The sequence below is a fragment of the Mycobacterium sp. genome (assembly GCF_050701675.1).
Classification (GTDB): domain Bacteria; phylum Actinomycetota; class Actinomycetes; order Mycobacteriales; family Mycobacteriaceae; genus Mycobacterium.
In genome coordinates, this window is the sequence record NZ_JBOGDD010001146.1 from 1 (window position 1) to 6,605 (window position 6,605).

Below are 6,605 nucleotides of genomic sequence, written 5' to 3' on the forward strand. Positions count from 1 at the left end.
AACTACAACAAGGCCTGGGAGGCCTTCGACGCGAAAGACCTGGCCGCGTCGTTGGCCAGGGCCAGGATGGAACTCACCCTGGCCGTCGACGGCCGGGCATCGACGGTCGAGCGCGGACTGATCGACGCGCTGGCCGCGCGCTTCCCCACCGACGACGCCTCGGACGCTGAGGCCCTGACCGCCGGTCACGGGGGCTACGCCGACGCCATGACCGTCCTGGCCGAGGTCTACCCCTACGACGCCGACGTGCAGGCACTGGCCGCGGACGCGTTGATGAACGTCACCGCCTGGGCGTTGTGGGACACCAGGACCGGTGAGCCGGCACCGGGGTCGCGCGTCGTGGCGGCCAAGCGGATCCTCGACGACGCGCTGGCCACCGCGGCGGGCCGCGTTCATCCCGGCGTGCTGCATCTCTACCTGCACGCCATGGAGATGTCGGCGCGACCCGAGGACGCGCTGCCCGCTGCGGACCTGTTGCGCGGCCTTGTCCCCGACGCCGGTCACCTCCAACACATGCCAAGCCACATCGACGTGCTGTGCGGCGACTATCGGAGCTCGGTCGTGGCGAACAACGCTGCGGTGCAGGCGGACCGGCGCTTCGTCGAGCGCGCGGGCCCGCTGAACTTCTACTCGCTCTACCGGGCGCACGATCTGCACTTCATCGTGTATTCGGCGATGTTCCTCGGCCAGTACGCGACCGCGACGCAGGCCGCCGACGAGCTCGCGGCGCAACTCACCCCCGAGCTGCTCGCGATCGAATCACCGCCCATGGCCGACTGGCTGGAGGCGTTCGTCCCCCTGCGGGTGCACGTGCTGATCCGCTTCGGGCGGTGGGACGAACTGATCGCGCAACCGCTGCCCGAAAAGGTCGACCTGTACTGCACCACCGTCGCGACGATTCACTACGGCCGCGGCGTGGCGCACGCCGCCAAGGGGCAGCTCGAGCAGGCGCTCGTCGAGCAGCAGGCCTTCGCCGCTGCGTACGCCGGGATCCCGGAGAGCCGCTACCTGTTCAACAACACCAGCCGCGACATCCTCGCCGTCGCCGCAGCCATGCTGGACGGCGAAATCGCTTACCGCCAAGGTCGATTCGACGAGGCATTCGAACACCTGAGACGCGCGATCGAACTCGACGACTCCCTCCCCTACGACGAACCCTGGGGCTGGATGCAGCCGACCAGGCACGCCTACGGGGCGCTACTGCTGGAGCAGGGACGCGTCGACGACGCCGCTGCGGTGTATGCCGCCGACCTCGGGCTGGATCCCACGTTGAGCCGCTCGTCTCAGCATCCCGCCAACGTGTGGAGCCTGCATGGCTACCACGAATGCCTGAAGCGGTTGGGTCGCAACGACGAAGCGATCGTCATCGGCCAGCAGCTCGGCCTGGCCCGCGCCAGGGCCGACGTGCCGATCCTCGCGTCGTGCGCATGCAGGCTCGACGTCGACGAGCCGGGTTGTTGCGACTAAGCGTCACATTCGTCCATCTCAGCCGAACGCCACCCGCTCCAACCAGAAGTCGAGGAACGCGGTATCCCCCTCGATGCTCGCCGCCGACACCGGCAGCCGCCGATACAGGATCAACAGGAGGTCGGTCACCGGCCCGCGTAGCCCCGCAGTGGTGGTCTCGTCGCCGCGGCGCCACGTGATCGCATCGCCCGTGAAGTCCATGACCCAGTGGCCACCGGTGTCGGTGGCGTACAGTCCCACCGTCCGGCCTGGGCCGAGCAGCTCCCGCATCCACGGGTGTACGTCGAAGTGGAATGGCGCGCAACCCAGTTCGAGCCACTCCTCGACACCGTCGACGGCGACGAAGTTCGCGACGACGTAGTCGACTCCGAGCGCCAACGCCGCGTCAGCCCTGTGCACCGCGGTCTCGTGGGTGAAGCGGCGCGCATAGAAGGCGCTCCCACCGCCGGGGACGGGGCACCACATCTGCGCGTCGGCACCCGCCGCACGCAGGGTGGCCGCGAGGTCGACGCCCGCCGAGCGCAGCGCGGCCGCCAGCTCGCCCGGATCGTCGCCCGTCGCCCCCGAAAGGTCGCGCAGCGCCGTGTCGGGGGGCGGCGAGCTCGCTCGTCCAGCGACGATCTCGCGCGCCCAGCGCAGACCTCCATCGACGTGGCTGGCCAACTGCGAGACGTTCCAGCCCGGACACGACGGCACCGCGACGGTCACGTCGGCGCCGTCGAGATGGTCGGCGAACAGGTCGGCCTGCGCCACGATCTCGGTGCAGTACCGGTCGAAGTCGGTCAACGTGCGAACCCCTGTCTCTTCTGCCCACTCATACCGGGTACGACTCCTCCCGCGTGTCGGAATCATCGCGGCGAGTCGTTCTCTATCGTCGATGAGCGTGACACGCGCGTGGGATCGGGTGCGAAGCTACGTGCGCAGCGCTCCGCTGACCTATTCCTGGCTGGCCGTGCTGCTCTCGACGACGCTGATCCAACACTCGCTGACCGCACGCACGCTGCGGACGATCCTGCAGTCCACGTCGACGAACCTTCATCACCTGGCGTCCGATCCGCTGCGAGTGCTGTTCCAGAGCCTGCTGTGGATCGACGGTAGCTACTGGTGGCCCTATCTACTGATCTTCACGGTGTTCTTGGCGCCCGCCGAGCGGTGGCTTGGGCATCTGCGCTGGGCGGCCATCGGACTGATCTGCCACGTCGGCGCGACTTATCTCGGCGAGGGCTATCTCTACTGGACCATCCAGGAGTCTGCGGCGTCCCCGCGCCTGATCGACGCGCGCGACGTCGGCGTGAGCTACTTCGTCGTCGGCATCGTCGGAGTGCTGTTCTATCGGATTCCACGCCGCTGGCGCTGGGGTTACCTCGCCGCCGTGGTCGTCGTCGTCGGCGGCGCCTTGGTGTTCGCCACCAACTTCACCTCGCTGGGGCACCTGTGCGCACTGCTCATCGGACTGGCCTGTTACCCGCTCACACGCCGACGCCGAAGGTCCGCGCCTGCGTACACTCCGGCTGTGGCGATCAGCGATGACGACCTCGTACACCTACGCCGCTGCGTGGAGTTGGCCAGCGAGGCGCTCGAAGCGGGCGACGAGCCGTTCGGCTCGCTTCTGGTCGACGGCGACGGGACGGTCCTCGCGGAGGATCGCAACCGGACCAAGGACGGCGACGCGACCCGTCACCCCGAGTTCGAGCTGGCACGCTGGTCCGCGGCCAACCTCAGTGCCGACGAACGGGCGCGCGCCAGCGTCTACACCTCCGGCGAACACTGCCCGATGTGCTCGGCCGCACACGCCTGGGTGGGGCTGGGGCGCATCGTCTACGCGACCTCGTCAGCCCAGCTGGTGGTGTGGCGTACCGAGTGGGGACTCCCGCCAGGGCCCGTTGCCGCACTGCCGATTTCGGTGGTGGCACCGCACGTTCGGACGGACGGGCCCGCGCCGGAACTAGAGGAAGCCATGAAATCGCTCTACGAGTCGAAGTTCAAACCGTGACGGACCCGGCGTGGGTCGAGCACGCACTCTGGTGGCAGATCTACCCCCTCGGCTTCGTCGGCGCGTTTCCCGCCGACCCTGCCCCCACCGCCGACGAGCACCGGCTGCGCCGCATCGCCGCGTGGCTCGACCACGCCCTGGAACTCGGTGCATCCGGCATTGCACTCGGCCCGGTGTTCGCGTCGGCGACCCACGGGTATGACACGATCGACCACTACCGGATCGATCCGCGTCTCGGTGACGAATCCGACTTCGACCACCTCGTCGCGGAGGCCCGCGGCCGTGGCCTGCGCATCCTGCTCGACGGCGTCTTCAACCACGTCGGCGCCGACTTCCCCCGATACCAGGACGCCCTCGCGGGTGGTGACGACTCGTGGTTCAGCAAGCGGGGCAACGGTTTCGCGACGTTCGAGGGCCACGATGGCCTGATCACGCTCAACCACGGCAACCCCGCCGTCGCCGACTACGTCGCGGACGTCATGTCGCACTGGCTGCGCCGCGGCGCCGATGGCTGGCGGCTGGACGCCGCGTACGCGGTACCCGACCGCTTCTGGGCTCAGGTGCTGCCACGGGTGCGCAGCGAATTCCCTGACGCGTGGTTCGTCGGTGAGGTGATCCACGGTGACTACGCCGCCACCGTCTCCACGGCGACGTTCGACTCCGTCACGCAGTACGAACTGTGGAAGGCGATCTGGAGCAGCCTCAATGACGCCAACTTCCACGAGCTCGACCACGCGCTGCGCAGGCACGACGACTTCCTCGACACGTTCGTGCCGATGACGTTCGTCGGCAACCACGACGTCACCAGAATCGCCAGCCGGGTCGACGACGCCCGACACGTCGATCACGCACTCGTTCTCGTGCTCACCATCGGTGGCACCCCGAGCGTGTACGCCGGTGACGAGTGGGCCTACCGCGGCGTCAAGGAGGAGCGCTTCGGGGGCGACGACGCCGTCCGTCCGGAGTTTCCGGCCAGTCCAGACCAGGCAGAGCACTTGGGCCACGACACCTTTCGCCTTCATCAGCATCTGATCGGTCTGCGCCGACGCCACCCGTGGCTCCACACTGCGCGGACGTCACCGTTGCACCTGGCCAACAGCCAGTACGTCTACCGAACCGGGTCGGACGACGGATCGCTGGTGGTGGCACTGAACGTGGACGACTCGCCGTTGCGAATGTCGTTGTCCGAACTCGGGATCGGCAGCGGTCGCATCGTCGCGGGCTCCGGCGCCCCTGCCGAGGCCGTCGTCGACCGCCTCGACGTCGAGCCGCACGGCTGGGCTGTCGTCGCGGTCTAGCGTCCGCAGTCGTCTCGGGTAATACCATGTGGCACCGACATTTTCAGCATTTGACGGCGTGGTTGTCCACAGTCGGTGGTTCATCCACAACCTGGGGTTTTGGCCTGGCATGGGTCGGAACGGTCGTCTAGATTCGAAAGTATGTTCGAAGAGTTGGTGACCGGGACCGCGGGGACTCGCGGGGCTTCCGCCGTCGATGCCTGGACCCGGGTTGAATCCGCGGCGTGTGCGCGGCGGTTGGCCGCGATGGTCACCATGCTCGATGCTGCGCATGCCGCCGACGGCTCGGCTGATCGTGAGCAGTGGTGCATCGACAACTGGGCCGCGGTGTGTGCCCACATCGGCGCCACCGCATGCATGACCAGCGGAACCGCCTCTGCACTGTTGCTGGTGGGCACCGCGCTGCGGGACCGGTTGCCGAAGGTGCAGGCCCTCTTCATGGCGGGTGTGATCGATTACCGGATGGTCAAGGCCATCGTCACCCGCAGCATGCTGATCACCGACCCCGAGGCCCGTCGCGCCCTGGACACCGCCCTAGCAGAGGCGTTGACGACGTGGGAACCGATGTCGATCGAGAAGACCGAACAGAACATCGACACATTCATCGAACAGGTCGACCCGCACGCAGTACGCCGCACCCACACCAAGGCCCGCTCCCGCTCGGTGGACATTCACGTTGAGGATGGCACCGGGTTGGCCATCCTGTTCGCGACCTTGTTCGCGACCGACGCCACCGCCCTGGACGGTCGTTTGAATGCCCTGGCCGACACCGTCTGCCCTGCTGACCCCCGAACCAAGGATCAACGCCGCTCCGACGCGATAGGCGCCCTGTCCCACGGCGCCGACCGGCTGATGTGCCTCTGCGATGTGCAGGATTGCCCCGCCGCGGCCAACCCGCCCTCGACCGGGGTGGTCATCTACATCGTGGCCCACCAAGACACCATCAGCGGACCCCCCATTCCCGACGGACCCCAAGATCCCGATGGACCCGACGCACCTGAGGATTCACCAGCCCCCGACGATGCCGAGAGTCCCGACGATCACGACGACGCCTCGGTCCCCGACGACTCCGGTTCTGCCGGCGATCCCGACAGGGCCGCCGCCGACTCCTCCGCCGACGAGTGCGCGGGCCTCGACGGTCACCCGCCGCCGATGTTCTCCAAACCATTGCGCGAGCTGACCTGGACCGACCTCACCACACCCGAACACGGCCCACCGGCCACCATCCGCCCCGCCGCCATGATGGGCGGACAATTCCTACCCGGCGTGATCACCCGCCGCGCCGCCCTGAACGCCACCCAGACGGTGATCATCCATCCCGGCCTGGCGCCACCCGAACCCCACTACCGCCCGTCCAGGGCACTGGCCGACTTCGTTCGCTGCCGCGATATGACGTGTCGGTTCCCGGGCTGCAAACAACCCGCCACCATCGCCGACGTCGACCACACGATTCCGTGGCCGTACGGCCCGACGCAGGCCGCCAACCTCAAATGCCTATGCCGCGGACATCATTTGCTCAAGACTTTCTGGGGCGGGGAGGGCGGCTGGCACGATCAGCAGCTCCTTGATGGCACGGTCATCTGGACGGCACCCGACGGGCGGACTCACGTCACCACGCCGGGGAGTCGGCTGCCGTTCCCAGAACTGTGCCAACCCACTGCAGCGGTCAGCCCCGTCGAGGTGCCCGCCCGGCGAGCCCACACCGCGGGGTTGAGGATGCCGCGCCGTAGAACCACGAGGGCCCAAGACCGGGCCCGCCGCATCCACGACGAACGCACACTCAATCGGACCCTGGCCGAAGCTGAAGCCGAAGCGCACGGGCCGTCGCCCAACACTGTCGGATAGTT

5 protein-coding genes and 1 pseudogene are annotated in these 6,605 nt (G+C 68.0%); 5 read left to right on the forward strand and 1 reads right to left on the reverse strand.

Annotated elements, in window-relative coordinates; genetic code table 11:
* On the forward strand, positions 1–1,467 hold a 1,467-nt coding region (locus tag ACRDUX_RS35460), incomplete at its 5' end, for a hypothetical protein (RefSeq protein WP_526421309.1).
* Positions 1,468–1,485: 18 nt separating this feature from the next.
* On the opposite strand, the gene ACRDUX_RS35465 is transcribed toward ACRDUX_RS35460, so the two are convergent.
* Entirely contained in the window at positions 1,486–2,253 is a 768-nt protein-coding gene (locus tag ACRDUX_RS35465) for a maleylpyruvate isomerase family mycothiol-dependent enzyme (RefSeq protein ID WP_526421311.1), read from the reverse strand.
* A gap of 91 nt (positions 2,254–2,344) precedes the next feature.
* Here ACRDUX_RS35465 and ACRDUX_RS35470 point away from each other — a divergent pair.
* The 4 genes and pseudogenes from ACRDUX_RS35470 to ACRDUX_RS35485 form a co-directional block, all read left to right on the forward strand.
* Positions 2,345–2,980: pseudogene (locus tag ACRDUX_RS35470) on the forward strand (rhomboid-like protein); the annotation flags it as partial.
* Positions 2,981–3,460: a nucleoside deaminase gene (locus ACRDUX_RS35475; RefSeq protein WP_526421316.1), complete on the forward strand. Its 480-nt coding sequence runs from the start codon at positions 2,981–2,983 to the stop codon at positions 3,458–3,460.
* Positions 3,457–4,758, forward strand: coding sequence for an alpha-amylase family protein (locus ACRDUX_RS35480; RefSeq protein WP_526421313.1), 1,302 nt, complete (start codon positions 3,457–3,459; stop codon positions 4,756–4,758). Before ACRDUX_RS35475 ends, ACRDUX_RS35480 begins: the two co-directional genes overlap by 4 nt.
* A gap of 141 nt (positions 4,759–4,899) precedes the next feature.
* Positions 4,900–6,603, forward strand: coding sequence for an HNH endonuclease signature motif containing protein (locus tag ACRDUX_RS35485; protein WP_526421315.1), 1,704 nt, complete (start codon positions 4,900–4,902; stop codon positions 6,601–6,603).
* The last annotated feature ends 2 nt before the right edge of the window (positions 6,604–6,605 follow it).

Bases quoted from the DNA above. Each gene is read 5' to 3' on its own strand.
- ACRDUX_RS35485 (WP_526421315.1), top strand. From the start codon at position 4,900: ATGTTCGAAGAGTTGGTGACCGGGACCGCGGGGACTCGCGGGGCTTCC.